This window comes from Achromobacter sp. (genome assembly GCF_050285585.1).
Taxonomy (GTDB): Bacteria; Pseudomonadota; Gammaproteobacteria; order Burkholderiales; family Burkholderiaceae_B; genus Achromobacter.
Genome location: NZ_JBLZXF010000036.1, coordinates 17,931 through 43,479, shown reverse-complemented (window position 1 = coordinate 43,479; position 25,549 = coordinate 17,931). Strand labels below are relative to the sequence as shown.

At 64.1% G+C, this 25,549-nt stretch carries 22 protein-coding genes and 1 pseudogene; 9 read left to right on the top strand and 14 right to left on the bottom strand.

Annotated elements, in window-relative coordinates; genetic code table 11:
• Nucleotides 1-1,473 (top strand): B12-binding domain-containing radical SAM protein (locus ACN6PJ_RS27040; protein ID WP_427998854.1); only part of this gene is annotated, 1,473 nt, incomplete at its 5' end.
• On the opposite strand, the gene ACN6PJ_RS27035 is transcribed toward ACN6PJ_RS27040, so the two are convergent.
• Entirely contained in the window at nt 1,409-2,428 is a 1,020-nt protein-coding gene (locus tag ACN6PJ_RS27035; protein ID WP_427998853.1) for a helix-turn-helix transcriptional regulator, read from the bottom strand. The two genes, ACN6PJ_RS27040 and ACN6PJ_RS27035, sit on opposite strands and share 65 nt — an antisense overlap.
• Before the next feature lie 165 nt (nt 2,429-2,593).
• On the opposite strand from ACN6PJ_RS27035, the pseudogene ACN6PJ_RS27030 reads away from it, so the two are divergent.
• Together ACN6PJ_RS27030 and ACN6PJ_RS27025 are read left to right on the top strand one after the other, a co-directional pair.
• Nucleotides 2,594-3,115: pseudogene (locus ACN6PJ_RS27030) on the top strand (TonB-dependent receptor plug domain-containing protein); the annotation flags it as partial.
• A 115-nt stretch (nt 3,116-3,230) separates the two neighbouring features.
• A complete protein-coding gene (locus ACN6PJ_RS27025) occupies nt 3,231-4,775 on the top strand; it encodes a TonB-dependent siderophore receptor (RefSeq protein WP_427998852.1) in 1,545 nt (514 codons plus the stop codon).
• 37 nt (nt 4,776-4,812) lie between these two features.
• Here the strand turns inward: ACN6PJ_RS27025 and ACN6PJ_RS27020 are convergent, their stop codons facing one another.
• Nucleotides 4,813-5,793 (bottom strand): helix-turn-helix transcriptional regulator, encoded by a 981-nt coding sequence (locus ACN6PJ_RS27020; RefSeq protein WP_427998851.1) that lies wholly within the window; start codon nt 5,791-5,793, stop codon nt 4,813-4,815.
• Between the two features lie 166 nt (nt 5,794-5,959).
• On the opposite strand from ACN6PJ_RS27020, the gene ACN6PJ_RS27015 reads away from it, so the two are divergent.
• The 5 genes from ACN6PJ_RS27015 to ACN6PJ_RS26995 all read left to right on the top strand — a co-directional run bounded on the left by ACN6PJ_RS27015 (nt 5,960) and on the right by ACN6PJ_RS26995 (nt 12,359).
• A complete protein-coding gene (locus tag ACN6PJ_RS27015; protein ID WP_427998850.1) occupies nt 5,960-7,498 on the top strand; it encodes a TonB-dependent siderophore receptor in 1,539 nt (512 codons plus the stop codon).
• 455 nt (nt 7,499-7,953) lie between these two features.
• The gene (locus ACN6PJ_RS27010; protein WP_427998849.1) at nt 7,954-8,121 is read left to right on the top strand and encodes an acinetodin/klebsidin/J25 family lasso peptide; all 168 of its coding nucleotides are present in this window, start codon (nt 7,954-7,956) and stop codon (nt 8,119-8,121) included.
• Between the two features lie 149 nt (nt 8,122-8,270).
• The gene (locus ACN6PJ_RS27005; RefSeq protein WP_427998848.1) at nt 8,271-8,888 is read left to right on the top strand and encodes a lasso peptide biosynthesis B2 protein; all 618 of its coding nucleotides are present in this window, start codon (nt 8,271-8,273) and stop codon (nt 8,886-8,888) included.
• The gene (locus ACN6PJ_RS27000) at nt 8,888-10,591 is read left to right on the top strand and encodes an asparagine synthase-related protein (RefSeq protein ID WP_427998847.1); all 1,704 of its coding nucleotides are present in this window, start codon (nt 8,888-8,890) and stop codon (nt 10,589-10,591) included. Before ACN6PJ_RS27005 ends, ACN6PJ_RS27000 begins: the two co-directional genes overlap by 1 nt.
• A 7-nt stretch (nt 10,592-10,598) precedes the next feature.
• Nucleotides 10,599-12,359, top strand: a complete 1,761-nt coding sequence (locus ACN6PJ_RS26995; RefSeq protein WP_427998846.1) for an ABC transporter ATP-binding protein — start codon at nt 10,599-10,601, stop codon at nt 12,357-12,359.
• A gap of 217 nt (nt 12,360-12,576) precedes the next feature.
• Here ACN6PJ_RS26995 and ACN6PJ_RS26990 read toward each other — a convergent pair whose 3' ends face one another.
• On the bottom strand, nt 12,577-12,672 hold the full coding sequence (locus ACN6PJ_RS26990; RefSeq protein WP_427998855.1) for a hypothetical protein: 96 nt from the start codon (nt 12,670-12,672) through the stop codon (nt 12,577-12,579).
• A 154-nt stretch (nt 12,673-12,826) separates the two neighbouring features.
• Here ACN6PJ_RS26990 and ACN6PJ_RS26985 point away from each other — a divergent pair, with 154 nt between their 5' ends.
• Nucleotides 12,827-13,042 carry a hypothetical protein gene (locus tag ACN6PJ_RS26985; protein WP_427998845.1) on the top strand — a complete coding sequence of 72 codons (216 nt, stop codon included), beginning with the start codon at nt 12,827-12,829 and terminating at the stop codon, nt 13,040-13,042.
• A gap of 152 nt (nt 13,043-13,194) precedes the next feature.
• Here ACN6PJ_RS26985 and ACN6PJ_RS26980 read toward each other — a convergent pair whose 3' ends face one another.
• From ACN6PJ_RS26980 to ACN6PJ_RS26930, 11 genes are all read right to left on the bottom strand, one after another.
• Nucleotides 13,195-13,506 (bottom strand): hypothetical protein, encoded by a 312-nt coding sequence (locus ACN6PJ_RS26980; protein ID WP_427998844.1) that lies wholly within the window; start codon nt 13,504-13,506, stop codon nt 13,195-13,197.
• Nucleotides 13,507-13,853: 347 nt separating this feature from the next.
• Entirely contained in the window at nt 13,854-14,702 is an 849-nt protein-coding gene (locus ACN6PJ_RS26975) for a class I SAM-dependent methyltransferase (protein ID WP_427998843.1), read from the bottom strand.
• Between the two features lie 78 nt (nt 14,703-14,780).
• On the bottom strand, nt 14,781-15,950 hold the full coding sequence (locus ACN6PJ_RS26970) for a CMD domain protein (protein WP_427998842.1): 1,170 nt from the start codon (nt 15,948-15,950) through the stop codon (nt 14,781-14,783).
• Between the two features lie 24 nt (nt 15,951-15,974).
• Nucleotides 15,975-17,303, bottom strand: coding sequence for an acyl-CoA thioester hydrolase/BAAT C-terminal domain-containing protein (locus tag ACN6PJ_RS26965; RefSeq protein WP_427998841.1), 1,329 nt, complete (start codon nt 17,301-17,303; stop codon nt 15,975-15,977).
• Nucleotides 17,304-17,313: 10 nt separating this feature from the next.
• The gene (locus ACN6PJ_RS26960) at nt 17,314-18,885 is read right to left on the bottom strand and encodes an ABC transporter substrate-binding protein (protein ID WP_427998840.1); all 1,572 of its coding nucleotides are present in this window, start codon (nt 18,883-18,885) and stop codon (nt 17,314-17,316) included.
• Nucleotides 18,886-18,915: 30 nt separating this feature from the next.
• Nucleotides 18,916-19,956, bottom strand: a complete 1,041-nt coding sequence (locus ACN6PJ_RS26955) for an ABC transporter ATP-binding protein (protein WP_427998839.1) — start codon at nt 19,954-19,956, stop codon at nt 18,916-18,918.
• Entirely contained in the window at nt 19,953-20,975 is a 1,023-nt protein-coding gene (locus ACN6PJ_RS26950; protein WP_427998838.1) for an ABC transporter ATP-binding protein, read from the bottom strand. The genes ACN6PJ_RS26955 and ACN6PJ_RS26950 overlap by 4 nt, the downstream gene beginning before the upstream one ends.
• Nucleotides 20,972-21,916 (bottom strand): ABC transporter permease, encoded by a 945-nt coding sequence (locus ACN6PJ_RS26945; RefSeq protein WP_427998837.1) that lies wholly within the window; start codon nt 21,914-21,916, stop codon nt 20,972-20,974. The genes ACN6PJ_RS26950 and ACN6PJ_RS26945 overlap by 4 nt, the downstream gene beginning before the upstream one ends.
• Nucleotides 21,913-22,887, bottom strand: a complete 975-nt coding sequence (locus ACN6PJ_RS26940) for an ABC transporter permease (protein ID WP_427998836.1) — start codon at nt 22,885-22,887, stop codon at nt 21,913-21,915. The genes ACN6PJ_RS26945 and ACN6PJ_RS26940 overlap by 4 nt, the downstream gene beginning before the upstream one ends.
• Complete coding sequence (locus tag ACN6PJ_RS26935) at nt 22,884-24,359, bottom strand: NAD(P)-binding domain-containing protein (RefSeq protein ID WP_427998835.1); 1,476 nt, start codon at nt 24,357-24,359, stop codon at nt 22,884-22,886. Before ACN6PJ_RS26935 ends, ACN6PJ_RS26940 begins: the two co-directional genes overlap by 4 nt.
• Complete coding sequence (locus ACN6PJ_RS26930; protein WP_427998834.1) at nt 24,356-25,321, bottom strand: LysR family transcriptional regulator; 966 nt, start codon at nt 25,319-25,321, stop codon at nt 24,356-24,358. Before ACN6PJ_RS26930 ends, ACN6PJ_RS26935 begins: the two co-directional genes overlap by 4 nt.
• Nucleotides 25,322-25,549 lie beyond the last annotated feature (228 nt).

The window sequence follows — 25,549 nt, the reverse complement described above, 5'->3', positions numbered from 1 at the left end:
CGCGCCAAGCACCTGGCCACGCTGTACCTGAACGACCTGGCCGACGTGCTGCGCGACGCCATCGATCCGCGTTTTGAATTCGTGCGCTACGCCGAATCGTTGGCCGGCAGCCAGCCGACCTTCGATCCGCTGGCCGACGCGCTGGCCGCGCCGCTGAACCTGGTCGACGACACCCTGCGCGACCTGACCCTGGAAGCGTTGGCGCGCCACCAGCCCACCATGGTGCTGCTGTCGGTGCCGTTCCCCGGCGCCGTCTACGCCGCCTTCCGCATCGCCCAGGCCATCAAGGCGCAAGACCCCAGGATCATCACCGTGCTGGGCGGCGGCTTCGTCAACACCGAGCTGCGCGAACTGAAAGACCCGCGCGTCTTCGACTATTTCGACTTCGTCAGCCTCGACGCCGGCGAGCGCCCCTTGCTGGCGCTGATGGAACACGTGCAAGGCAAGCGCTCGCGCCAGCGCCTGGTGCGCACCTTCCTGCGCGACGGCGACAGCGGCGCGGTGCGCTACGTCAACCTGGTCGAGCCCGACGTCGCCTTCGCCGAAGTCGGCACGCCCACCTGGGACGGCCTGCCGCTGGACCGCTACCTGTCGCTGCTGGACATGCTCAACCCCATGCACCGCCTGTGGAGCGACGGCCGCTGGAACAAGCTGACCGTGGCCCACGGCTGCTACTGGAAGAAGTGCAGCTTCTGCGATGTGAGCCTGGACTACATCGGCCGCTACGAAGGCGCCTCGGCCACGGTGCTGGCCGACCGCATCGAGGCCATCGTGCAGGAAACCGGGCAGACCGGCTTCCACTTCGTCGACGAGGCCGCGCCGCCCAAGTCCCTCAAGGCCCTGGCCACGGAACTGATCGCGCGCAACGCCGGCATCTCGTGGTGGGGCAACATCCGCTTCGAGAAGACCTTCACCCCCGAGCTGTGCGAACTGCTGGCCGACAGCGGCTGCATCGCCGTCTCGGGCGGCCTGGAGGTCGCCTCGGACCGCCTGCTGAACCTGATGAAGAAGGGCGTGTCGGTCGACCAGGTGGCGCGCGTGACCCGCGCCTTTACCGACGCCGGCATTCTGGTGCACGCCTACCTGATGTACGGCTTTCCCACGCAGACCGTGCAGGACACCGTCGACGCGCTGGAATACGTGCGCCAACTGTTCGAAAACGGCTGTATCCAGAGCGGGTTCTTCCACCGCTTCGCCTGTACAGTGCATTCCCCGGTGGGGCTGAACCCCGAGGAATACGGCGTGACGCTGCGACCGCTGCCGGACGTGACGTTCGCCAAGAACGACATCGGCTTCGACGACCCGACCGGGGTGGATCACGACGCGCTGGGACGGGCGTTGAAGAAGGCGATCTACAACTACATGCACGGGATCGGGCTGGACGAAGACGTGCGTAGCTGGTTTCCGTTCAAGGTGCCGAAGACGACGGTGGGGCGGCATCGGATTGCCAAGGCGTTGAGCCAGCGGGGGTAAGGGGCTGGCTGCGTTTGTATTCGCCGGGGGCGATGCCGAATTGCTTGCGGAACGCTGCCGCGAAATGGCTGGGGTTCGAATAGCCCAGGCCGAACGCCACCTCCATGACTGTCACTCCGCCCGCCTGCAGGCGCCGCCGCGCCTCGCGCATCCGTTCCTGCTGGAACAACCCATACACGCTGTGCCCGAACAATTCCCGGAATCCGCGCTTGATGCGGATGGCGCTGATGCCCGCTTCGAGCGCCATCTGCGCCAGGGTGGGCGGATGGGCCAGATCGGCAAGCAGGTGATCGCGGGCCGCCAGCAGTTGCTGGCGGTGCGTCACGACCCGGCTGTGGCGTCCTCCCCCGGCGCGCCCGGCCTCCAGGAACTGGCCCAGCAGCAGCAGGGCATGACCTTCGTGAACCAGGCGGGCGCCCGCCGTGGTTGGCGTCGCCGTCGAGGCATGCTTGAGCGCGTGGCCGAGCGCATAGGCCGCTTCGTGTAGCCGGGCGCCACGGTAGCCCGCCACGAAGCACGCGCCGGAGTCCAGGGATCGCCGCAATGGCGGGTCCAGGTCGTCGATCCAGCCCCGCAGCACGTCCGGACGCACCGCGACCGAGACGCTCTCGCACGCGCCCTGTTGATGAAAGCGGCTGTGCCGGCCCGGCGCGAAATGGACGCTGCCGGCGTTCTCACGCATGTACTCGCCCCGGCTTGCCGGGCCCCGGTCCAACCAGCAGTGGGCGCAGCCGCGCAACTGATACGTGAACAGCACGCGATCCTCGTCGCCCCGCGCGTCCAGCGTCACCGGCTGCTTGAACGCGCTTTGCCAATAGTGCAGTTCGACGCCGTCGCTGGCGGGAACGGAAACCAGCAGGTGGCGTTGCCGCGCCAGCAGGGTCGCAAGGCGGGCCGGATCGAGCATGGCCGACGTGCGGACTTCGGGCGGAGCGGGCGGATGGCGGGGCGTCATGGTGTCGATGGGGATCCAATGCGGGTGGAATGAACCTGATTCAGGTGTGGGCGGGCAGGGGCCGCCATATCCAATGAGGTGGCTTGAAACTGCACCCGCGCGCGTCCGAGCAGTGGCTTCGGTCGCCGCCTGGGTGCCTTGCCGACCCCCACAGGATCTGAACCCATGATCTTCCAATTCCGTTCCCCATGCGCGACGTCCCGACTTCTCAGCGTCGGATTTCCACTATTGCTGTTGGCGTGGACCCAACCGGGCGCGGCGCAATCGGCCAAGGCCGGCCAAGCCCCGACATTGCCTGCCATCGAGGTCGCCGCCCCGGCCGACGACGACGGCCTCGTGCCCCAGCGCGCCAGCGCGGCGACGCGCAACAGCACGCCGCTGGTCGAGATCCCGCAGTCCATCTCAGTGGTCACGCGCTCTCAAATGGATGCGCAAGACGTCCATTCGGTCAACGAGGCCTTCCGCTATGCGCCCGGCATCGCGACAGAAGCCTGGGGCGGCGTCAGCGGGTATGACGAGCTCACCATCCGTGGTTTCACGTCGACCAACGATATGGCGGACACCTTTCTGGACGGCTTGCGCATGGGCGAAGGCCTGGTCTTCGGAGCGCAGCAGGTCGACGCATTTCTACTCGAACGCATGGAGGTTCTGCGCGGTCCGGCATCGGTGTTGTATGGCAGGGCCAACCCCGGCGGGGTGGTGGTCCTGACCAGCAAATTGCCGCGCGATCAGGCCATCCGGCGGGTCGAGCTGGAGGGGGGGCTCGTATGGCAACCGGCGCGCTTCCTTCGACCTAGGCGGCATGGCCGATGCGAGCGGCACGCTGCTGTTTCGCGTCGTCGGCACGGCCATGAACAGCGAAGGCCACATGGACGGCGCGCCGGCTCGCCGCCGCGCGGTTGCGCCGTCGTTGACCTGGCAACCGAGCGCGGCCACCCGCTTTACGTTGTACGCGCGTTATCAGGGGGACCCCCAGTCCGGCATGATCGGTTCGCTGCCCGCGCAGGGCACGATGCTACCCAACCCGCACGGTCGGCTGCCAATGCGCTTCAACACGGGCGAGCCTTCGTATGATCGCTTCTCCCGCACCCAGCGCGCGGCGGGCTATCAATTCGACCAGCGTCTGGCCGACGACTGGTCGCTGTCGCTGAACGGCCGCTACGCCGATATCGACGTGCAGTACGCCGCCGTGCGCATGACAGGCTTGCGGCCGGATTTGCGCACCATCGATCGCTACGCCAACGCGTCGGACGAAAGCTATAACACCCTCGCGCTCGATAACCAAGTGCGCGGCCGCTTTGCCACCGGTGTCCTGCAACACGAACTGCTGGCCGGCATAAGCTGGGAACAACTGCGGGGTCGTGGCGACTTCAGAAAGGGCAAGCCCCCGTCGCTGGACATCCCGTCGCTGGACATCTTCGAACCGGTCTACGGGATGCCCATCCCCGCCGCTTTGCCCGTGGGCATGGACAATCGCGTGCGCTCGACGCAGATGGGCTTCTACCTGCAAGACCAGTTGTCGTTCGGCGGTTGGCACACTATGCTCGGCCTGCGGCATGACCGCTCCACCATCGACACCGTGGACTTTCGTTGGCACAACGACTTTACGCAGCATGATCGCGCCACCACCGGCCGGATCGGCACGCTCTATCGTTTCGAGAACGGCTTGGCGCCCTATGCCACCTACGCCCAGTCGTTCCAGCCCATCAATCAGCTATCGGCCCGCGGCACGCCGTTCAAGCCGAGCCGGGGTGAACTGTTCGAGGCGGGCCTCAAATACCAGCCACTGGACTGGGACGCGCTGTTCACCGCCGCCCTCTACGATCTGACGCAAGCAAACGTGCTCATCCCCGACCCCGCCAATCCATGGCAGCGTATCCAGGAAGGCGAGATGCGTTCTCGCGGCCTGGAACTGGAAGCGCGTGCTCGCCTCGCCGCGCAATGGAGCGTGATCGCTGCCTACACTTGGCAGCAGGTCGAATACACCAAGGGCAGTGCGGATATCGTCGGTAAGCGGCCCGTGCGCGTGCCGGCGCAATTCGGCGGCGTCTGGCTGGCGTGGGATGCGCCGTCGGGCCTGGGCGCGGCGCTGGGCGCGCGCTACCACGGCAATACCGCCGGCGGCATGCAAGTGGAGGAATTCCGCACGCCGTCATTCACGCTGCTCGATGCGCAACTGCACTACGATTTCGGGCGGCAATCGCCGTCCATGAAGGGCGCGAGGCTGCAACTCAACGTTGCCAACCTGACTAACAAGCGTCATGTGGCGGGCTGCTATGACCTGGGCACAGGTTGCTTCCCGGGGCTTGGACGACAGGTGAATCTGACCTTGGCGTATCAGTGGTAGCGGGACGGGGCCGGCATTGCGAGGCGATGCTGGCGCGTCATGCGCCCGCCGCCCCGCGCTTGTATTCCCCCGGCCCCACGCCGAACTCTTTGCGGAACGCCGCCGCGAAGTGGCTGGGGTTGGAATACCCCAGGTCGAACGCCACCTCCATCACCGTCACCTTGCCCGCCCGCAGCCGCTGCTGCGCCTCGCGCATCCGCGTCTGCTGGAACAACCCGTAGACGGTGTGGCCGAACACCTCACGGAATCCGCGCTTGATGCGCATGGCGCTCAAGCCGGTCTCGGCGGCGATCTGCGCCAGCGTCGGCGGATTGGCCAGGTCGGCCAATAGAAAGTCCCGCGCCGCCAGCAGGCGTTGGCGTGGCGGGGCGGTGGTGGCGCCGCCGATATCCGTTTGGCCAGCTTCGAGAAACAGTCCGGTCAGCATCATGGCCTGCGCCTCGCGGATCAGGCGGGCGCCAGGCGTTTCGTATGCGGGCGTGCGCAGGTGCTTCAACTCACGGCCAATTGCGAGCACCGCCTGGTGCAGCTTTTCGCCGCGATACCCGGTTCGAAAGCATCCCCCGGAATCCAGCGACCGCCGCAACGGTGCGTCCATGTCTTCCAACCACAAGCGAAGCACGTCCGGCCGCAGCGCGACGGTCACGCTCTCGCAAACTCCCTGCTGCACAAAGCGCCCGCGACGATCGGGCGTGTAGTAGACGCAGCCGGACGTTTCCTTGACGGCTTCGCGCTGTCCGGCGACGCCGCCTGCCAGCCAGCAATCGGTATCGCCGCGCAGTTGATACGACAGCAATACGCGGTCGCCGTCGTCACGCGTTTGAACGGCAACTGGTTGCTCGAATGCGCTTTGCCAGTGGCACAGCTCAATGCCGTCCGCCGCTTGCACGTAGACCAACCGGTGTCGTTGCTCCGGCAGGAAGTGCGCCAGGAAGTCCGCGTCGAGCATCGAGGACGTGGACAACTCGGGCAGGGCGGAAGCGGCGCCGTGAGGCGGCATGGCGGGATAGGTCTTCATAGAGCGATAACCGGGGGAACCGTTTTGGGGCGATGACCCGATCCGGGTAGTTAAGGGAATGAGACGCAATATTAAATGAGTCCGCTTCAAAGCAATTTCCATCCATCGCGCCGGCGATACGCGCCGGGTCTTGGGAAGCATGCCATCTAACCAACGGACCACACTCATGATCTTCCAATCTCGCGCCAGATGCGCAACGCCTCGGGTTCTTGCTGTCGGATTTCATCTGCTTCTGCTGGCCTGGGCCCAGCCCGGCGCAGCGCAGGCGGCCGAAGCCGCCAAGGCGGGGGACGCCCCCACCTTGCCGTCCGTCGAGGTCGTCGGCATCCCGCAGGACGACGGCGTGGTGCCGCGTCGCTCCAGTTCCGCCACGCGCACCGACACGCCCCTGATCGAGACGCCGCAGTCCCTCTCGGTGATCACCCGCGAGCAGATGGACGCGCGCAACGTGCGCTCGGTCAACGAGGCCTTCCGCTACGCGCCCGGCGTCGCCACCGAATCCTGGGGCGCCGTCACCGCCTATGACGACATGAGCATCCGCGGCTTCAGCACGGGCAACGGCCCCGTTGACACCTTTCTGGACGGCATGCGCCTGAACCGCGGCGTCGTCTTCGGCGGCCAGCAGGTCGATCCTTTCCTGCTCGAACGCATGGAAGTGCTGCGCGGCCCCGCCTCGGTGCTGTACGGCACCTCCACGCCCGGCGGCGTCATTGCCCTGACCAGCAAGCTGCCGCGCGAAGACGCCGTGCGCCTCATTGAGCTTGAGGGCGGCACCAGCCGCTACCGTCGCGGCTCGTTCGACCTGGGCGGCAAGGCCGACGAACGCGGCACGCTGCTGTTCCGGGTCGTCGGCACCGCCATGAACAGCGATGGCCAACTGGACGGCACCTGGCTACGCCGCCGCGCGGTCGCGCCCTCGCTTACCTGGCAACCCAGCGCTGCCACCCGCTTGACGCTGTACGCGCGCTACCAGGACGATCCCGGCCTGGGCATGATCTCGTCGGTGCCGGGCATCGGCAGCGTACTGCCCAACCCCCATGGCCAACTGCCGCCCCGCTTCAACGTGGGCGAGCCGGGCTACGACACGTTCGCGCGCACCATCCGCGCCGTGGGCTACCAGTTCGACCAGAAGCTGGCGGGCGACTGGTCGATGAGCCTGAACGGCCGCTACACCCGCGTCGACAGCGACTATGACGCCGTGGTCCTGGCCGCCTTGCAACCGGACCTGCGCACCATCGACCGCCAGGTGCTCGGTTCCACCGAGCGCTACGACAGCTTCACCCTGGACAACCAGTTGAAAGGCCGCTTCGCCACCGGCGCCGCGCGCCACGAACTGCTGGCCGGCTTGGTGTGGGAGCAGATGCGCGGCGACGGCGACTACCGCACGACCTACAACGGCACCAAGCTGGATATCTACAGCCCCGTCTACGGCGCGCCGCAGCCCGTCCCGCCCACGGTCATGGACAAGGGCATGCGTTCGACGCTGACCGGCCTTTACGTGCAGGACCAGATTGCGCTGGGCAACTGGCACACCACCGTCGGTGTGCGCCAGGACTGGTCGACCATCGATTCCACTGACAGGCTCTGGCACAGCGGCTTCACGCAGAAGGACCAGGCCACCAGGCGTTCCCGCTGGGAGACGGGATATGCGAGAGCAATGCTCATTCGAATCGGAGCACTCACCGGGGAGGCGTCTAGCTGCTAAACCCCCCCTGCCGGTTGCTGAACGCCGATTCGGATGCCGCCAGTGAGATACCACGACGCTGGCGGATTCCTGCCGACTTGCACGGCGCAGGCCAGTTGTTCTCCCGGCCAGGTGTTCGCCCCGCCGTTACGCGCCACGGAAGGCATGCAGATACCGTCGGCACCGGCGGCAATCATAAGCTTTGTCGGCGTGGAGCTTTTTCGGGCGCTTGCACGGGCGGCCAGTCAGGCCGGGCACGCCGTGATCCAGATTGCCTTGGTCGCCAACGGCAATTTCTCCGCTCGCAACAATCGTTGGGCGAGAAAGTCCCCCAGGACTTTGCCGGTCAAGTCCCGCCAAGTCGCACGGCGCATTGACAAGTTAACCAATACCCATTTAATATGCATGCGTCTGATAACGATTCGCGTTAAAAGACTAAGTTGTTAGCAGGTCAATCCTCTTTTATGGAGTAAAGAATGCAACAGCAATCCCTGAAGCAGGCGAACTTGGCAATCAAGATCGTCAAAATCGATACGGCGGCAAGCCAGCTCACTCAAGGCGGCACCGGCGGAATTCCCGAGTATTTTTGCGGCCCCATGTGCCCCGTGAATTCGGGTACGGTAGGCGTCACCAAGTACGGTTAAGTCAACCGCACCCAAAGTTATCTCTGAAACATTGAAGGTCCACGCTGGGACAGCGTACCTGTCCTGGCGCGCCTCCAGACTGTGGAGAAGAGTTGGTGAGGAATTACAGTCCGAGCGTTGCCGTAGGATTGGCCCACTTCCGAGATGATTTGGTCATTCTCGATATAGCTGCCAATAGGTTCTCGATCATTCCTGACATCGTCCTAGAAAGGGTGAATATCTTCCTAGAGTCTAAAGGCACCGAAGACCGCGCGTTGTCTTCGGCATTGGAGGCTGATGGCCTGCTCGACAAAGTGCTGCAGTTTCCCGGGATATTGACAACCCAATCCAGCGAGGGCCTGCTCGAAGTCCGTTGGACGACGCCAACAGTCTCTCCTTGTCAGAAGTCCATCCCTCTTCTGTTCAAAACAGTCGTCGCATTGTGGAAGGCGGGATGGCTCCTAAAATTTCGTGGATTTGAAGGGGTCGTTAAAACACTACTTGCTACGCCGGTGACAACGCACGCACCCCGCAAGAAAAGGAGCACTCTTGCTGAATTAATGGACCATATTAACAAGACCTTCATCCTAGATTTCAGCAGCAATCGATGTCTCTCCTATGCTCTTACTCTCTGCTTATTGGGACGAAAGTTGGGCTACCCGGTGACGTTGGTCGTTGGCACGCGAACTAGGCCATTCTTTAGTCATGCCTGGGTCGAATTGGACGGAATTCCTATAAACGATGATGCCAGCTTGCGCAAAAAGCTGGCCGTAATCATGGAGGTCTGATGCTGCTCATCCACGCCCAACATTTGACTCAACGGGTTCGCCACGTCATCGATGCACATGGCAACAACAGCCACCTAGCCATACAGAGTGATGATTGGCTTACGATCATGTACACACGGGCGTGGGCAGAGTTTATATCCGGTGATCTGCGGGTCCTGTACCGCGCCCCCACCTACGTTATGAATGAAATTGTGCGGCGGCGCGACGACTTTCTAAGCGATCATTGGCTGAGAGTCGCTCACAAGCTTGCAGGGCCTTACCTGATCGCGAGATGCCGACGAGGAGAGGTGGAAGTGGCCAGGAGCCTCTATCGAGGACAAGATTTGTTCTATTCCACGATAGACAGCACGATTGCATTTTCGACTAAGCCCTCTTGGCTCCTTCGATTGACCGACTCCGGCACCCACGAGATTGACGGCGAGTATTGTCGGCGATTCATCGTCGACACTCCAGAGTTCTCCAACGCCACGCCTCTTCAGCGCGTGAAATCCATCTCGCTTGGTCAAGCCGTACACAGTGACCTTCGTGCACTTACACCACTGCCCGCGCATGTTCCTGTGCCCAACGGTGAGGATGTCGTTCCTCTGCTATCTGAAAGGCTCGCGTGCATCACCAAACAGTTCGAACGCACCTCTCTCAGCTTCTCAGGCGGTCTGGATTCCAGCGCACTACTTTATTGCCTCACGAAGGCAGGTACAAATTTCGTCGCAACGCATGCATTGAGCTCGTTGCCCTACGCTGATACTGAGCTCGCAGAAGCCACCCGCATTGCAAAGTCACTTAGAGCAGAAATACAGATTCAGCGAATGAACGAGGACAGTCCCTCGCCATTTCAACCACACTTATTCAAGACACCGGTATTTTCCTCACCTTTTGACGTCGACATTTTCTCGCCCGCCCCCCCGGCCGAGAACCTGGCCGTTCTTGGTACAGCCGAGATCCCACGAGAGCTGATACTTACAGGGCATGGGGGAGATCACGTATTTCTGCAAAATCCCGGCAGGAATGTAGCCTTTGATCCCCTGCTGAAGCTCAATATCGTTGGCGCATTTTCAGAGGTCCGGCGCTATTGTCGGCTAAAGAAAGACAATATATACGCAGCAATGGTGAGCAACCTCAAGCTTCTATTTCGAGGGAAAAATCACCTCGCAGCTCTCCTGCATACGCCTACCTGGCTTCCATCAGCATCCACTTCCAAGTCTCGACCAGAGCACCATTTATTGAGCGGGCTGGATCCGCGGACGGCAAAGCACGCACACGTACGCGCGATTCTGCTAGCACTGCACACGATATCCCCGCCCAGAGCAGAAGGGGCAACGGTTCTGCACCCTCTGCTGCTTCCCGAAGTAATCGGCACAGTGCTACACCGTCCGGTTTCAGAGCTCTATAGCTCGGAACATGATCGGGTGGTCCTACGAAATTCAGTATTTCGGGCGTCCAGGCACGATTTCTCTTGGAGGAGATCCAAACGATCATCTTCTGCCGGGCTGTTCAAATACTTCCAAGATAATCAGGAAATTTTGCATCAGTGGTTGTCCGCCGGAATTCTCGTGCGCGCATTGGGCATAGACACGGAACAGCTTCGTAAGAGTATTAGCGTCAACGGGCAAGCGTATTTGAATGAAGACTTCCCCGCCTTAATAAATATTATCCAGCTAGAATTATTTTTGCAATCCATGCTCACGCAACCCGCAGCCGGCTAATTCGAAAATGGGAAATTCTTCATTTATCCTCCTCATTCTCCGGAGCGGCTTGGCTGGTCAATCAGCTTTTCTGCTGACAGTGGCGATGGGGCTGACCATCCTCTCGTCATCGCTCTCTGCATTTGCGCCGTTGTTTTTGGCAAAAGCAATAGATCTTCTCGGGGGCAATTCCGCGAATCAGCCCATTGCTAGCTCGGTGGCTTGGCTTGGTGGTCTCTATGTCGGCTTAATCGCGCTCACCAAACTCTTTAACACCGGCTCCCTCTACGTTCAGAGCCTTCTGCGCATCACCCTAGTGGAAGCCATTTCACAGCGATACTTCAAATTTCTCTGTGACAGAAATGCTCAGTTCTTCGTCGAAAATTCTGTCGGCTCTTTGGCTCAACAGCTAAATCAAACGTCCAACGAGCTTTACTCATTCGTTAGAAACATCGCGTTCAATGTAGTATCTCCACTCGTACAATTGGTGATAGCTATGGTAGTTATCGCCACAGCAATTAGCAGCACAATTGCCTACATCTTTGCGGGCTACACGTTGCTCTTCGTACTGAACAACTACCTGTTCTTAAAGAAGCTTTCGCCCCGACGTATTCAAGTGATGGATGCGGGAAGAAAGTCGTACAGCGTTCTGGTCGATTCGGTTCTCAACATCGGCGCCGTTCGTCAATACAACGCATTTGGGCAGCTATTCAGAAGATATCAAGACGTCTTGGAGGAGGACAGGAAGATCCAGAACGGCTATTGGTTTCTCATGTTTGGGATGCTTACCATTAACGCATTCTTGTTTATAGCGATGTTTGCAGCTAGCCTCTATGTTCTGATCCACGCAAGTCCGAACGGGCAAATTACCGCCGGCGAATTTGCATTGATTGCCACCTATGTAATCCTCCTGTCGGGCCCAATAGAAATGCTGGGTTCGACTCTGGGCGAAGCGCAGCAGTCGATGCGTAGCGTCTCGCTTTTTTTGTCAGATGTGCTGCGCACCAAAACGCCTTCACTGGAATACGAAACAATAATTCCGCACGCGAGCGCAATCACGATGGAGGCGGTGGAGTTTGACTATCCCGCATCTGACAGATACCACATGGGACCAATATCCTTGAGTATTCGCAGCGGTGAGAAGGTGACGTTCACAGGTGAAACGGGAGCAGGGAAATCCTCTTTGATTAAGTTAATAACCGGCGAATTTCAATCAACTCGAGGAACTATTAAGCTGTTTGGCAAAGCAATTGAGACGATCCCGAGACATAGCCTGAATGAATTGATCGGAGTGGTAACCCAGGACGCAAACATCTTTAGCGATACGCTCCGTTTCAATATGCAAGTAGCCCGGAAAGATGCTTCGGATCAGGAGATTGCAAGTGCTTTGGCAAGTGCTGGGCTACCCATATCCGACATCGGAGTGGAAGGTTCGCTAAACCTGAACACCCAACTGGGAGATCGAGGAGTCAGCCTATCAGGGGGGCAGCGTCAGCGTATCTCGCTAGCTCGACTTTTTTTGCGGCAACCGAAGATCGTTGTAATTGATGAAGGAACGTCCGCTCTGGATGTGCTGACTGAGAGATCGGTCTCCGAAAAAATATACTCGACATTTCGAGATTGCACTGTCCTATCTGTTAGCCACAGGCTTTCTGCAATGGCCTTTTCAGATCAAATATATGTGCTGAAAGAGGGGAGCTTGGATGATTCGGGTGCGAAAGACGAGGTGATCCGAAGAAATGCATATATGCAGCGGCTAGTACGGCTCTCTTCGCACCACGCCTCGTAAGCGTGGCGATCCAGGGTGCATTGATGGGGGGAGGAAAATATGCAGCCAAGGGTATATGTCTTCTACACAACGCTAGCCTTGACGATCGTCGGGCATGCTAAGAGCGCAATACTCGATGAGCCCCGTACACTCGAGCCGACAGCTAGTGTGGCCGTTCATACTGGTAGGACGTGCATCGAAGTTGCACCTCGCATGCTGCGCCGACAAAGTCATCCCCTCAGTCCCAATCTCCCGATCGTGCCTGAGGCATCCAAATCACAGCCTCCTTCCCGGGGCATGATGGACAAGCGGTGGACAGGCTCCGCCTGACCACGCGCTCGATCGTCGGCAGCGTGGCCGCGTCGGGCGTTCCGCTTTTCGCCAAGACTTATGCGGCTAGCCCCGCCGCCTGACATTTTTTTTACCCCGTTCCCAGGCTGTGGCCGCCATCCTCATCGGTACACTAGCGTGATTCCCCAAGGAGCCATATGTCGATTCAAACGTTGGGCCGTTACGGTATCGTGCTATTTCTCGCTGCGTTGAACTCGGGCTGTTCTTCAATCATCGGCGAATGCGGCTTGGTTCGCAGTAGCTGCATGTATGACGGGAAATACGAGCAGGGCGAGGAAGACTACGCGGAAGCCGAGGCGAAGCGGCTGAACAAGCAGTCGACGGATCGGTTGCGTCGAAGCTCTGGGGATTGAATCCAGACGACTTCCGGCCGTCGTGTTCAGGACGTCGTTATCGAGGCGACGGGTGGCGCGACGGTTGGCCTCCTATGAGCCTATCCGCGGGATTGTTCACCATTGCGGTGGATTGGCATCAGCATAATCCTGGCTCGCCGCCACCACGCCCGTCAATGCACTGACCCCGCCGGCATCACGCCCCCAAGCTCCAACCCCGTCCCATCAAGCGCCGTGTCCACAAGATCCATGATGTGATCGCACAGGCTCTCGACCCCACCCAGCAAGTTGGCGCTGACCCAAGGCTCCAGCGGCGCCGCCCCGGTGCTCTCGGGTTCCGTCGCGCTGTTCCCCACAATCCGGGCGATGGCCCAGATTCCCTGGCAAGCCCGTTCAATCTTCCGAAGATCAGCAAATCGAATAGGGACGCTCTCCGGATCATCCGGCGTGGCCCAGCGGTCAAGGGTGTAGGAGTGGTCGTTCATCGCGGCTGCCTCTGTCATTAAGCCCGCGCCCCGTTGTCGGTCGGGGCGGGCGAGCACAAGGCCGGGTTGACAGACCGGTGACAAGGGAAACCGGCGCACACGAAGGTGCCCCAGCCAAGGCTCGCCCATGGAGGGACGTACGTCAGCCTACGGACATGAAAACGCCGCTATTGCAGCGGCTGCCCGCCCTTGCTCTTCCGGCTGTCAATCCGGACGATCGTTGTTGCGATCGCAAGATGAGTATGGGCGTGACGCACATAGGCAGCAATGCCAAGGGTGACATTCTCATCCCTATCCGAGACGAGCGTTCAATAAGAAAAGGACCTCGCAAGGTCCTTTTTCAATTCTCAAGCAGCTTCCGGCAGGAAAAACCGATCCTTCAACTCCTGCAATCCGATCCGATCCAGCATCTCCGTCAGCCGTTCCGCCGCCTTCCTGCGCGGCAGATCCTTGTACTGCGCAATGATCAGCTCATTCTTCATCGAATGCTCCCACCCCACCAGCTCCGTCACGCTGACCTGATACCCGTGCGCTTCCAGTTGCAAGCACCGCAGCACGTTCGTGATCTGGCTGCCAAACTCCCGCGTGTGCAGCGGATGCCGCCAGATCTCCGCCAGCGGATCGGCCAGCGCCTTGGCTTTGTTCTTGCGTAGCACCGACGCCACTTCCGCCTGGCAGCAGGGCACGACCACGATGTACTTGGCCTTTTTCTCCAGCGCGAAATGGATCGCGTCGTCGGTGGCGGTGTTGCAGGCGTGCAGGGCCGTGACCACGTCGATGGTCGCGGGCAGTTTGTCGGAGGTGATGGATTCGGCCACCGACAGGTTCAGGAACGACATGCCGCCAAAGCCCAGGCGCTGCGCCAGTTCTTCGGATGACTTAACCAGTTCCTCGCGGGTTTCGATGCCGTAGATGTGCGAGCCGTTCTTCAGCGCCTCGGGCTGTTCCTTGAAGAACAGGTCGTACAGGATGAAGCCCAGGTACGACTTGCCCGCGCCGTGGTCGGCCAGGGTGACGGCGCCGCGTTGTTGCTGGACGTCCTTGAGCAGCGGTTCGATGAACTGGAACAGGTGGTAGACCTGCTTGAGCTTGCGGCGGCTGTCCTGGTTCATCTTGCCGTCGCGGGTCAGGATGTGCAGGGCCTTGAGCAGTTCGATCGACTGGCCGGGGCGGATGTCGTGGGTTTTGTCGGACATGGGGGTAAGGCAATGCGCCCCGCGTGGGGCGGGGCGCATGAATAGGCGGAAAGCGCCAGTTTAACGAAAATGCCGCCGTCAGACCTGCACGACCACCGGCTCGCCCAGGTTCAACATCAACCGGTTGGCCCACGCGAAGATCGCGTCCGAATGCAGCAGGTCCAGCACTTCGCCGTCGCTCAGGCCCACGTCCTTCAACGCCTGGATGCTGGCCGCATCCACCGACGCTGGCGCGTCCGTGATCTGGATCGAGAACTGGCTGATCGCGCGTTCCCGCGCGGTGGTGCCGGCGGTGGCCGGGTCCTCGAACACCTGCGCGATCACGTCATTGCGCTTGGCCAGTTGTTCGAAGCGCTGCGCGTGCACCGATGCGCAGTAGACGCAGCCGTTCACGCGCGACACGACGGTCGCGCCCAGCTCACGCTCGGCGCGCGACAAACCGCCCGGCGCATACATGATGGCGTTGAAGGCCGTGGAGCGCTGGCGCAGGATTTCCGGCTGGTGCACCAGGAACAGGTAGTAATCCGAGACCTTGGCCTTGGGGTGGCTTTCTTCCAGCACCGCGATCTGTTCGGGCGTGGCGCTGTCGACCTGAACCACGTCCAGCCACGCCTTCCATTCCAGCACTTCGTTGGTGAAGCCGTGGGCCTTGATGACGGCGCCCGGTTCGGTGGCGGCGGTGTTGGGCGGGAAGGGCGCGGGCGGGGTGCCTGCCGCCAGGGGCTTGGCCGCCAGCGCCTGCATGGCTTGCAGGCCGGCGACCAGGCGCACCTGGTACGACAGGAACGCCACCAGTTGCGACAGCGTGACGACAGCCGGCGTGGAGACGCCGGCGGCCGGCAGGGTCTTGAGCGCGGCCTCGTCGCCTTCGACGGGTTTTTCGATCAGTTTGCGCGTGAATTCCAGGATCGCGGCCAGGCGCGGGTCGGCGGCGTCGGCCGGCTTGCCGGACTCGGCCACCTGGATGTCGGCGGCGCGGGCGCCGGCTTCGACCAGCCGCTGGCGGTAGTGCGCGGCCAGCGCCGGCGACGGCGTCAGGCGCGCGGCGTACAGCGCGACCAGCAGGCGCTCGGCCAGCGTCAGGCCGGGCAGCGCCGGGTCGAACAGGGCGTCGTAGCTGCCCTGGGTGGCGGCGGCCACCTTGTCGCGCTGGTGGCGCACGGCGTAGGTGGCGCTGTCGGCCTTCAGGCCGACGAGCTGGTCCACCAGGTCGCGGGCGGCGTCATAGACGATGGGTTGTTGTGCCATTGAGAGAGTCTCCTTGGATAGCGTTCAGCCGGCCTTGCCGGACGTGGCCGGGCCGCCGTTGGCTCTGGCCTTGACCGCGGCGTCCAGGAACTTCAACACGCCTTGCCACGATTCCTCGTCGGCGCGCGCGTTGTCCTTGGGATTGCCGCCGCTGGTGCTGATCTTGCCGGACACGGGGTGGGCGTAGACCAGTTGGGTGGTGGGCACGTAGGGGAACAGGATCGAGTGGCCGCCGTTCTCGTAGTCGAGCCATTGAACCGGGTACGGGTGCTTCACTTCGGCCAGCTTGTCGCGCACCATCTTCGAGTACAGGCTGGACGGCCACGAGCCGTCGTCGGTGGCCGACAGCAGCATCACCGGGCCCTGGATGTCCTCGACCCTGATGCGGGCGCGGGCCACGGCGTCGGGGTCCTGCAGCGCGGTGAGGATGGCCTTTTCGTGGCGATGCGGCGCGGGGCCTTCGTCGAACGGCGCCCAGGTGGCGGTGCGGTTGTTTTCCCAGACGTGCGGCAGGGGCTTGCCGCCCAGCAGCCAGGTCGGGCCTTCGCGGCCGATCTTGGGGTCGCAGGCGTTCTGGCCGCTGTGGACCACGGCGCCGGGCACGTAGGCCACGACCGCCGACACTTCCGTGGGGAAGGTGGCGCCCAGCAGCAGTACCAGTTCGCCGCCGCGCGACTGGCCGCTGATGGCGACGAAGTCGTGCTTGGGCTGGACCTTCTTGCGCAGCCAGCGCAGGCCGGTCTGGAAGTACTCCAGCGGGGTGTTTGAGATGTAGTCCGACAGGCCCGGCGCCTTGAAGTAGGCCAGCGCGAAGGCGGCGTAGCCGCGCGACGCATACAGCGCGGCGCGCGGTTCATTGATGCCGCCGCCCGAGCCGTTCAGGATCAGCACGGCGGGATGCGAGCCGGGCGTGGCGCCGGGCGGCAGGTAGAGCGTGCCGACCAGGCCTTCCTCGCGCACCTCCTGGCGGGTGACGCCATCGGCCGCCAGGCGCTGGGTGAAGCGCGCCACGCTCTGGGCGCCGGCCACGCGCGCCACCACTTCAGTGACCAGCGGCTCGCTGACCGGGTGGTTGAAGAGCTCGCGGCTGGGCGAGTCCACGGGCGACTGCGACCACACCAGGCCCATGGGCGCGAGGCAGCGGTAGTCGCCCGAGACAGGCGCGTCGCGCGTCAGGTCGACCACGCCGTCCTCGCCCGCGACGAAGGCGGCCTGGCTTTGCCACAGCACGCCGTTGCGGCGGGTGAGGGCGGTGATCTCCACCGTCTGGCCGGGCGCGACGTGCTCCACCCGGATCTGGCGGGGCACGTCGATGAGCGCGTCGGCGGGTTGGATGCTCAGGGTAGGAACCATGATGCGCGCCTTACTTGGCCGAGTCCTTGGTGACCATCATGGCGGCGGTGCGGTCGCTGGTCATGGGGGTGACCTTCAGGCCTTTCTTGGCGGCCCAGATGTTCTTGTAGTGGTACAGCGGGATGATGCCGACATCGTCGGACACCAGCTTGACCGAGTCGCGCAGGATGGCTTCACGCTTGGCCACGTCGAATTCCGAGGTGGACTGATCCAGCGCGGCGTCGACCTTGGGGTTGCTGTAGTGGCCCCAGTTGGAGGCGCCCAGGCCCTTCTTGGCGTCCACGGTGGCCAGGATGTTGACCAGCGCGTAGCTGGCTTCGCCCGTGCCGTTGCCCCAGGCCAGCATGCTGACCGCGAATTCGTTCTTGTTGGCGCGGCCCGAGTACACGGCCCACGGCACCACTTCCACTTGCGTCTTCACGCCGATGCGGGTCCAGAACTGCGCCACCGCCTGGGCCGTTTCCGGGCCTTGCGGGTAGCGGTCGTTGGGCACGTGCATGGTCAGCTTGAAGCCGTCGGGAAAGCCCGCTTCGGCCAGCAGCTTCTTGGCTTGCGCGACGTCGTTGGGGATGTCCTTGATCTCGGGGTTGTAGCCGAAGGTGCCCTTGGGCATCCACTGGTTGGCTTCGGTGGCGGCGCCTTGCAGGATGCGGTCGGCGATGGCCTTGCGGTTGATGGCCAGGTTCAGCGCCTGGCGCACGCGCACGTCCAGCAGCGGGTTCTTGTCCAGCGGCTTGCCGTTGTTGTCGGTGATGTACTGGTTGGGCGCGGGGTTGAAGCTGGGCTGCAGGATCATGACGCGCAGGCCGTCGTACGGGTAGACCGAGATGTTGGCGGCCTTCTGCAGCTTGGCCAGGTCGGACACCGACACCTTGTCGATCACGTCGACATCGCCGGCCAGCAGCGCGGCGGTGCGCGCGGCGGCGTTGTTGATGTAGCGGTAGTTGACCTTGTCCCAGGTGGCCTTCTCGCCCCAGTAGCCGTCGTTGCGTTCCATGATGACGCGGTCGCCGGGGGTGTAGGACACGAACTTGTAGGGGCCGGTGCCGATCATGGCCTTGCCCGAGTTGTAGTCTTCGGTGGTGGACTTCTCGCCGACGTGCTTGCTGACCACGTGCACCGAGGCCAGGTTCAGCGGCAGGTCGGGGTTGGGGGTCTTGGTCTTGACGATCAGGGTCAGCGGGTCCTTGGCGGTCATCGTATCGATGGTGCGCAGGTAGCCGGCGTAGGTGGCGACGCTGCCGGGTACGGCGCGGGCGCGGGTGTACGAGTAGATCAGGTCGTCGGCGGTGAACGGCGTGCCGTCCTGCCACTTGACGCCTTCGCGCAGCTTGAATTCCCAGGTGGTGCTGTCCAGCGGCTTCCAGCTCACGGCCAGGCCGGGCTGCAGCTTGTTCCACTTGTTCTCGATCAGCAGGTCCCAGAAGTGCAGGGCCACCGAGCGGTCACCGGCGTGGTTGTTCAGTTGCGGGTCGAGCGAGGACAGCGGATCGGCAAAGCCGATCGCCAGGTTGTCGGCCGAGGCCGCGGCGGACGCGCCCAGGATGGCGGCGGTCAGGGTCGAGAGAATCAGGCGTTTCATGTTCGGGGTCCTTGGTGAGGGGGAACTTCTTCAGGCCATGTCGTTCAGGTGACAGGCGCTCAGGTGGTTGATGGCGATTCCCTTCAAAGTGGGAACCTCGGTTTTGCAGCGCGCCATCGCATGCGGACAGCGCGGGTGGAAGTGGCAGCCGCCGGGCGGGTTGAGCGGGCTGGGAATCTCTCCCTTGATGGCGGTGAAGGTCTTGTGGCGCGATTTCAGGTTGGGGATCTCGGCCAGCAGCGCTTGGGTGTAGGGATGGTTGGGGCGGCGGAACACTTCCTCGACCGGCGCGGTCTCGACCACGCGGCCCAGGTACATGATGACCACGCGGTCCGACAGGTGCTCGACCACGCCCAGGTCGTGGCTGATGAACAGGTACGTCAGGTTGAGCTGTTCGCGCAGGTCCATGAACAGATTCAGGATCTGCGCCTGGATCGACACGTCCAGCGCGGCCACCGCTTCGTCGCACACCAGCATCGACGGCTGCACCGCCAGGGCGCGGGCGATGCCGATGCGCTGGCGCTGGCCGCCGCTGAACTGGTGCGGATAGCGCTGGCGCAGGGCCGGGTCGAGGCCGGCGCGTTGCAACTGGGCGCTGACGTAGTCATCGAAATCGCCGTTGCCGATCAGGCCGTGGATGCGCGCCGCTTCGCCCACGATCTCGTCCACGCGCAGGCGCGGGTTCAGGCTGGCGTACGGGTCCTGGAAGATCATCTGCACCTTCAGGCGCGCGGCGTGGGCCTGGGCCGGCGTCATGTCGGCCGGGCGCTGGCCGTTGATCAGCACCTCGCCGCCGGACGGCGTCAGCAGGCCGGCCGCGATGCGGCCCAGCGTGGACTTGCCGCAGCCGGACTCGCCGACCAGGCCGACCACTTCGCCGGGGCGCACCAGCAGGTCCACATGATCGACGGCGCGGGTGATGGCGGGCGGCTTGGACAGGCCCAGGCGCTGCAAGGCGCGGCCGGCGGCGCCGACGGGGCGTTCGCCGAAGCGCTTGCTGACCTGGCGCAGATCGATGAGCGGGGTGGCGTTGGCGCCGTCGCGGGTGTCCGGAATCGTCGTCTGGCTCATGCCGCCACCTCGCGCAATTGCCGCGACGGATGAAAGCAGCGCACCTGATGGCCGGGCAGCACGTCGGTGATGGCGGGCTGCTGGCCGCATTGCGCCGTGGCGCGCGCGCAGCGCGCCGCGAAGGCACAGCCGGCGGGCAGGGTGAGCAGGTTGGGTGTCATGCCGGGAATCTGGCGCAGGCGTTGGCCGCGCTGGTTGTTGCTGGGCAGGCTGTCGATCAGGCCCACCGTGTAGGGATGCTGCGGACGGTCGAGCACGTCGTCGACCTTGCCGTGTTCGACGATGCGGCCGGCGTACATCACCGCCACGTCATCGGCCAGGCCCGCCACCACCGACAGGTCGTGGGTGATCCAGATGAGGCTGGTGCCGTGTTGCTGCGCCAGCTTCTGCACTTCGGACAGGATCTGCGCCTGGATGGTGACGTCCAGCGCCGTGGTCGGCTCGTCGGCGATGATGAGGTCGGGCCGGTGCAGCATGGCGATGGCGATCGCCACGCGCTGGCGCATGCCGCCGGACAACTGGTGCGGATACGCCAGCAGCCGTTCTTCCGGGCTGGGAATGCCCATCATGCCCAGCGTATCGCGGGCCAGCTCGCGCGCCTGCGCCTTGCTCATGTTGTTGTGGGCGCGCACCGTTTCGATCATCTGCACGTCGACCCGCAGCACCGGGTTCAACGTCATCATCGGATCCTGGAAGATCATGGCGATGCGGTTGCCCTGCAGCTTGCGCAGCTCGCGCGGCGCCAACTGGGTCAGGTCGCGGCCCTGGAACAGCACCTGGCCGCCGACCACGCGGCCGGGGGCGTCCACCAGGCCCATGATGGAAAAGCCGGTGACGGATTTGCCCGAGCCGGACTCGCCGACCAGGCCCAGGATCTTGCCGCGTTCGAGCGTGAAGGACACGTCGTCCACGGCGGGCAGGGTGCCGGCGCGGGTGAAGAAGTGGGTGCGCAGGTTGCGCACTTCCAGGGTCGGCACGTTGGCGGCGGCCGGCGCCGCGACGGGGCGGGCGGCGCTCATTTGTGGGTCCTCGGGTTCAGCACGTCGCGCAGGCGGTCGCCCACCAGGTTGATGGCGACGATGGTGATCAGCAGCGCGATGCCGGGGTAGAAACTGATCCAGTATTCGCCGGACAGCATGTATTGGAAGCCGTTGGAGATCAGCAGCCCCAGCGACGGCTCGGTCACGGGCACGCCCAGGCCCAGGAAGCTCAGCGTGGCTTCGAGCGTGATGGCGCGCGCGATCTGCAGGGTGCCGATGACGATCAGCGGCGGCAGGCAGTTGGGCAGGATGTGCTTGAGCATGATCCGCCAGTTGGGGATGTCCAGGCAGCGCGCCGCCTCGACGTACTCGCGGCGGCGCTCGACCAGGGCCTGGCCGCGCGCGGTGCGGGCGTAGTAGGCCCATTCCAGGATCACCAGCGTCAGCACCACGTTGCCCACGCCCTTGCCCAGATAGGCCAGGATCATCATCGCGACCAGGATCGACGGGAACGACAGGATCAGGTCCACGAGGCGCATGATGAAGGCGTCGACCTTGCCGCCGGCGTAGGCGGCCAACAGGCCCAGCAGCGTGCCGATGATGCCGGCGATCAGCGCCGAGCCCACGCCCACCATCAGGCTGATGCGCAGGCCGTACAGGATGCCCGACAGCAGGTCGCGGCCCTGGCCGTCGGTGCCGAGCCAGTAGTGGAAGGTGTTCAGGCCGTTCATCGTGCCCGGCGCCAGGCGCGCGTCCAGCACGTCGATCTGCAGCAGGTCATACGGGTTCTGCGGCGAGATCCACGGCGCCAGGATGGCGGCCAGGATCAGCAGGGTGGCGATCACCAGCCCGAACACCGCCGTCTTGGACGACAGGAATTCCAGCAGGTTGCGGCGCCAGGGCGATTCGCGTTTCAGCGCGGGCGCGGCGGGCGTGACGGGTTGCATGGCATCAGCCTGGGGAGTGTTCGGAGCGCTCATGCCGCGGCCTCCAGCCGCACCCGCGGGTCCAGCACTTTGTACAGGATGTCGACGATCAGGTTGAGCGTCACGAACAGGCACACCACCACGATCAGGTAGGCCACGATCACCGGGCGGTCCAGCGCGTTCAGGCTGTCCAGGATCAGCTTGCCGGCGCCGGGCCAGGCGAAGATGCTTTCGGTGATGACGGCAAAGGCGATGGTCGAGCCCAGCTCCAGGCCCAGCACCGTCACCAGCGGGATCATGGTGTTGCGCAGCACGTGCACACAGACCACCCGGAACGGCGACAGGCCCTTGGCGCGGGCGAACTTGACGAAGTCCAGCGGCATCACGTCGCGCACGCCGGCGCGGGTCAGGCGGATCACCAGCGAGATCTTGAACAGCGACAGGTTCAGTGCCGGCAGGATCAGGTGGCGCCAGCCGTCGGCCGTCAGCCACGACCACTGCAAGCCCAGGAATTCCACCGTCTGGCCGCGGCCGCTGGCCGGCAGCCAGCCCAGCGACACGCTGAAGGTCATGATCAGCATCAGCGCGACCCAGAAGGTCGGCAGCGAAAAGCCGACGATGCTGCCCGCCATCACCAGCTTGGCAAAGCGGCTGTCCGGATACAGCCCGGCCAACAGGCCCAGCGGCAGGCCGACGATCACCGCCAGCAGCAGCGCGGAGACGGCCAGTTCCAGCGTGGCCGGCAGGCGCTGGATTACCAGTTCCACGGCGGGGATGTTGTAGACGAAGCTGTTGCCCAGGTTGCCGTGCAGCGCCCCGTTCAGAAAGCCCAGGTACTGTTGCCACAGGGGCTTGTCCAGCCCCAGTTCGGCGATGATGCGGGCGCGGTCGACCTGGTCGACGTCCTGGCCGATCAAAATGTCTACCGGATTGCCGATGGCGTGCAGCCCGACGAACACGATCAGCGTCATCAGGAACACGACCACCGCGGCCTGCGCCACGCGGCGGAGCAGCCAAGCGGTCATTGCGCGGTCTCCGCCTGCCGGGCCGCGTCGGGCGCCGGGGCCGGCGTCCATTCGTCACCGAACACTTCAGGTTCGGAGAACGCTTCCATGTTGGCGTAATGCGTGGCCACGTCCTCGCGGTAGAACAGGCCGGCGATGCCCTGCGCCAGGCGCTTGGCGCCTTCGCTGATGGCGGGAATGTCGCCCGACACGGTGCCGTGGGTCAGCGCGGCCGGGTACGAGAAGCAGTGCACCCGGTCCAGGCCGGGACAGGTGCCCGGGGTCTTTTCCTGTAGTTCGAAGGCCGCGCCCAGGTCGGGCGAGTCGTGCAGCTCCTGGTCTTCCTCGCCAGGGGCGGGGGTGTAACGGTCGCCCCAGGCGCGCACGTGCGGCGCCAGCGCGGCGAATTCCGGACGCACCGTCCAGTCGATGCGGAAACCCGTCGAGAAAATCAGGAAATCCAGCGTGAACACGCCCTTGGGCGTGGTGACGCGGATTTCGTCATTGACCAGCGCCAGGTCCTGCACGCCGCAGCCCAGGTTGAAGCGGGCGTTCGGGTGGCGCGACACGCGCAGCGTGCTGCCGCGCGGCGGCGGCACCTGGGCGGCGTTGATGTAGTGGCGGATCTTCCACTTCCATTCGTCGGGCAGATTCAGGTGGCCATGGGTCAGGCCGGGATTACCGGCGCCCTTGCCCTTGTTGATGCGCGGGATGTCGTTGCGGCGGATCAGCAGGTCGACGCTGGCCGCGCCCGCCTCCAGGGCGGTGGCGGCGCTGTCCATGGCCGACGCGCCCGCGCCCACCACGCCAACGCGCTTGCCGGCCAGGGTGGCGTAGTCCAGCACGTCCGACGAATGGGCCCAGCGGTCGCGCGGCAGCTTGCGCGCGAAGTCCGGCACGTAGGCGCCGCCCAGGCCGTCGCGGCCGGTGGCCAGCACCACGCGGCGCGCCAGCACGGTCTGGCGGCCTGCGGGCGATTCGATGTCCAGTTGCACCAGTTGATCGGCGCGCGGCAGCACGGCCAGCACGCGGTGCTGGTTGCGCACGTCCAGGTTCAGCACGCGGCGGTACCAGCGCAGGTAGTCCATCCACTGCAGGCGCGGGATCTTGTCCAGCGCGTCCCAGGCTTCGCCGCCGAACTGCGCCTCGAACCAGGCGCGGAAGGTCAGCGCCGGCAGGCCCAGCGCCGGGCCGGTCAACTGCTTGGGCGAGCGCAGGGTCTCCATGCGCGCGGTGGTGGCCCACGGCCCTTCATAGCCTTCGGGCGACTGATCGAAGATCGGCGCGGCAATGCCCAGGTGCGTCAGCGAGGCCGCCGCGGCCAGGCCGGCCATGCCGCCGCCGATGATGGCCACGTCCAGCACCGGTTGGCCGTCCGCCTGGCGCGGCGGCACCCAGGGCTTGGCGGGGATTTCGAGCCAGGACAAGTCCTGGCGCAGGCGCGCTTCCAGCGCGGCCAGGCCCTGCGGGGCCGGGGCAAGGGATTGATTCATGCGGAGGGATCCGTAAGAGGGGTGTCATCGCCGTAGATCGACTGCAACAGCGCGCCATGCTGGCAGGCCTCGTGCAGCACGAAGCCGGGCAGTAACTGCGCGGCGGCTTGCGCCAAGGCGTCGGCCATCGCTTGGCAGGCCGGCGTCAGGGGCTGTGACTGCGAGGTAATGACCCCGAAGAAAAAGGGAATGTCCAGGTTGATCGGGCGGATCGCCACGCCGGCCATCGGCGCGCCGTAGGCGGTAATGGGTTCCAGCACCGACACGCCCAGGCCCGCGCGCACGGCGGCCAGGGCGTTGACGGACGAGTTGGTTTCGATGGCGCCGGCCGCCTGGCCCAGCGCCGCATCCAGACGCCGCCGCAGGCGGTAGGGGTTGGCCATGGTGATGACGCGGCGCCCGGCCAGCTCGGCCACCGGCACCACTTCATGGCGCGCGGCCGGATCGTTTTCGGGCAGCGCCACCACACAGGGCGCCTGGCCGATCCAGTGCACGGTCAGGCCGCGATGCTCCAGCGGCAGGCTGGTCGCGCCCAGTTGCGCCGCGCCGCTCAGCACGGCGTGCACCACGCGTTCGGGCGAGGCGCTGCGCAGTTGGACGCGGGTATTGCCGGCCTGCGCCTCGATGCGCTTGAGCGCCGCCGGCACCAGCCCGGCGGCCAGGGCCGAGGTCGCCGCCAGCAGCAGCGGCTGCGCCTGGCCACGGGCGATTTCCTCGGCGCGCTCGCGGATCTGGCGCAGGCTGGACAGGGCGCGCTCGACATCGTCATACAGCAGGAAGCCTTGCTCGGTCGGCGTCACGCGCGGCCCGCTGCGGGCGAACAGGGCGTAGCCGATCTCGGCTTCCAGCTCTTGCAGCAGGCGGCTGATGGCCGGTTGCGAGCGGCCAAGCAAGCGCCCGGCCGCGGTGACGCTGCCGGTGGACATGACGGCCGCGAAGGCCTCGAGTTGACGAAGTTCCATCTGTCTTGCTTTATGCCAAGGACGAATTCTTGCGTATCGAGTATGCGCTCGGCAAATAATTAAAGGGCATAAGCAAATTCCCTAATCGGGATTTCCTTATGTCCTTTCATTACTGTGAGTTATTTCAATGACTTGCAGGGATTTCCCTATGCCGCCGGGTCGAGAGCCGGGGCCGTGCGGATGCCGGGCAGGGCGCCTGTCGCGGGCGCGACGGCTGCCGACAGCGAG

Excerpts from the sequence above, each read along its gene's own strand:
- ACN6PJ_RS27035 (WP_427998853.1), bottom strand. The coding sequence starts at position 2,428 with ATGACGCCCCGCCATCCGCCCGCTCCGCCCGAAGTCCGCACGTCGGCC.
- ACN6PJ_RS27025 (WP_427998852.1), top strand. The coding sequence starts at position 3,231 with ATGGCCGATGCGAGCGGCACGCTGCTGTTTCGCGTCGTCGGCACGGCC.
- ACN6PJ_RS27020 (WP_427998851.1), bottom strand. The coding sequence starts at position 5,793 with ATGAAGACCTATCCCGCCATGCCGCCTCACGGCGCCGCTTCCGCCCTG.
- ACN6PJ_RS27015 (WP_427998850.1), top strand. The coding sequence starts at position 5,960 with ATGATCTTCCAATCTCGCGCCAGATGCGCAACGCCTCGGGTTCTTGCT.
- ACN6PJ_RS27010 (WP_427998849.1), top strand. The coding sequence starts at position 7,954 with ATGCAACAGCAATCCCTGAAGCAGGCGAACTTGGCAATCAAGATCGTC.
- ACN6PJ_RS27000 (WP_427998847.1), top strand. The coding sequence starts at position 8,888 with ATGCTGCTCATCCACGCCCAACATTTGACTCAACGGGTTCGCCACGTC.
- ACN6PJ_RS26995 (WP_427998846.1), top strand. The coding sequence starts at position 10,599 with ATGGGAAATTCTTCATTTATCCTCCTCATTCTCCGGAGCGGCTTGGCT.
- ACN6PJ_RS26985 (WP_427998845.1), top strand. The coding sequence starts at position 12,827 with ATGTCGATTCAAACGTTGGGCCGTTACGGTATCGTGCTATTTCTCGCT.
- ACN6PJ_RS26980 (WP_427998844.1), bottom strand. The coding sequence starts at position 13,506 with ATGAACGACCACTCCTACACCCTTGACCGCTGGGCCACGCCGGATGAT.
- ACN6PJ_RS26975 (WP_427998843.1), bottom strand. The coding sequence starts at position 14,702 with ATGTCCGACAAAACCCACGACATCCGCCCCGGCCAGTCGATCGAACTG.
- ACN6PJ_RS26970 (WP_427998842.1), bottom strand. The coding sequence starts at position 15,950 with ATGGCACAACAACCCATCGTCTATGACGCCGCCCGCGACCTGGTGGAC.
- ACN6PJ_RS26965 (WP_427998841.1), bottom strand. The coding sequence starts at position 17,303 with ATGGTTCCTACCCTGAGCATCCAACCCGCCGACGCGCTCATCGACGTG.
- ACN6PJ_RS26960 (WP_427998840.1), bottom strand. The coding sequence starts at position 18,885 with ATGAAACGCCTGATTCTCTCGACCCTGACCGCCGCCATCCTGGGCGCG.
- ACN6PJ_RS26955 (WP_427998839.1), bottom strand. The coding sequence starts at position 19,956 with ATGAGCCAGACGACGATTCCGGACACCCGCGACGGCGCCAACGCCACC.
- ACN6PJ_RS26950 (WP_427998838.1), bottom strand. The coding sequence starts at position 20,975 with ATGAGCGCCGCCCGCCCCGTCGCGGCGCCGGCCGCCGCCAACGTGCCG.
- ACN6PJ_RS26945 (WP_427998837.1), bottom strand. The coding sequence starts at position 21,916 with ATGAGCGCTCCGAACACTCCCCAGGCTGATGCCATGCAACCCGTCACG.
- ACN6PJ_RS26940 (WP_427998836.1), bottom strand. The coding sequence starts at position 22,887 with ATGACCGCTTGGCTGCTCCGCCGCGTGGCGCAGGCCGCGGTGGTCGTG.
- ACN6PJ_RS26935 (WP_427998835.1), bottom strand. The coding sequence starts at position 24,359 with ATGAATCAATCCCTTGCCCCGGCCCCGCAGGGCCTGGCCGCGCTGGAA.
- ACN6PJ_RS26930 (WP_427998834.1), bottom strand. The coding sequence starts at position 25,321 with ATGGAACTTCGTCAACTCGAGGCCTTCGCGGCCGTCATGTCCACCGGC.